Source organism: Micromonospora globosa, from assembly GCF_000717585.1.
Classification (GTDB): Bacteria; Actinomycetota; Actinomycetes; order Mycobacteriales; family Micromonosporaceae; genus Micromonospora; species Micromonospora aurantiaca.
In genome coordinates this window covers 1-1,534 of the sequence record NZ_JNZR01000077.1, presented here as the reverse complement: position 1 = coordinate 1,534, position 1,534 = coordinate 1, and the positions used below count along the sequence as shown (strand labels likewise).

The 1,534-nt window shown below is 72.2% G+C and carries 1 pseudogene; it reads right to left on the bottom strand.

Annotation, left to right across the window (positions count from 1 at the left end):
* A pseudogene (locus tag IF06_RS0131680) lies at positions 1–1,521 on the bottom strand (beta-ketoacyl synthase N-terminal-like domain-containing protein); the annotation flags it as partial.
* Between the last annotated feature and the right edge of the window lie 13 nt (positions 1,522–1,534).

Genomic DNA, 1,534 nt, shown 5'->3' with positions numbered 1-1,534 from the left:
CACCCCCGCAGCCGCCTGCGTATGACCGATGTTCGACTTCACCGACCCCAGCAACAACGGCACATCCCGACCCTGCCCATACGTCGCCAACAACGCCTGCGCCTCAATCGGATCACCCAACGACGTACCCGTACCGTGCGCCTCCACCACATCCACATCAGCCGCCGACAAACCCGCAAACGCCAGAGCCTGCCGGATCACCCGCTGCTGGGAGGGGCCGTTCGGCGCCGTCAAACCATTCGACGCACCGTCCTGGTTCACCGCCGTGCCCCGCACCACCGCCAACACCCGGCGCCCGTCGCGCCGCGCGTCCGACAGCCGCTGCACCAGCAGCACGCCGACGCCCTCGGACCAGCCCGTGCCGTCCGCGGCATCCGAGAACGACTTGCAGCGGCCGTCGGCGGACAGGCCGCCCTGGATCGAGAACTCGGCGAACGTGCCCGGTGAGGCCATCACGGTGACGCCGCCGGCCAGGGCGAGGTCGCACTCGCCGGACCGCAGCGCCTGCGCCGCCAGGTGCAACGCCACCAGCGACGACGAACACGCCGTGTCCACAGTCACGGCCGGGCCCTCGAAACCGAACGAGTACGCCACCCGGCCCGACAACACGCTTGTCGCGTTGCCGGTGAGCAGGTGGCCGCCGACCTCCTGGGCCCGACCGACCGACCCGCTGGCGTACCCCTGGAAGCTGGCCCCGGCGAAGACGCCGACCGCGCCGCCCCGCAGGGTGGTCGGGTCGATGCCCGCCGACTCGACGGCCTCCCACGAGGTCTCCAGCAGCAGCCGCTGCTGCGGGTCCATGGCGAGCGCCTCCCGCGGCGAGATGCCGAAGAACTCGGCGTCGAACTCGCCGGCGTCGTAGACGAAGCCGCCCCTGCGGGCGAAGGACGTGTCGGACAGGCCGCTGCTGAGGAAGCTGTCCCAGCCCCGGTCGAGGGGGAACTCGGAGATGCCGTCGCGTCCCGTGGCGAGCAGTTGCCACAGTTCTTCCGGGGACGCGACGCCACCCGGGAGGCGGCAGCCCATGCCGACGATCACGATCGGGTCGTCGTCGACGGTGGCGACCCTGCGGTCGGCCGGCGCGTCGCCCGATGCTCCGAGCACGGTCTCCCGGATGAAGGCGACCAGGGCGGCCGGCGTCGGGTGGTCGAAGACGAGGGTGGAGGGCAACGCGAGGCCCGTCTCGGCGGTCAGCCGGTTGCGCAGCTCGACGGCGGTGAGCGAGTCGAAGCCGAGACGCTGGAACGCCCGGTCCGGCCGCACCGCCTCCACGGTGGCGTGGCCGAGCACCGTGGCGACCTGGGAGCGTACGAGGTCCAGGAGGGACGCCTCGACCTCCGGCGGCGTCAGGGCCGCGAGCCGCTCGCGCAGTGCGGAGGCCCGGTCGGTGGGGCCGGTCTCGGCTCGGGACGCCGCCTCGATCGCCGCCTGTGCCTCGGGGATGTCGGTGAACAGACGCGACGGACGCAACGCCGTGAACGACGGCACAAACCGATCCCACCGCACATCCGCCACCACCACCTGCCCCTCACCA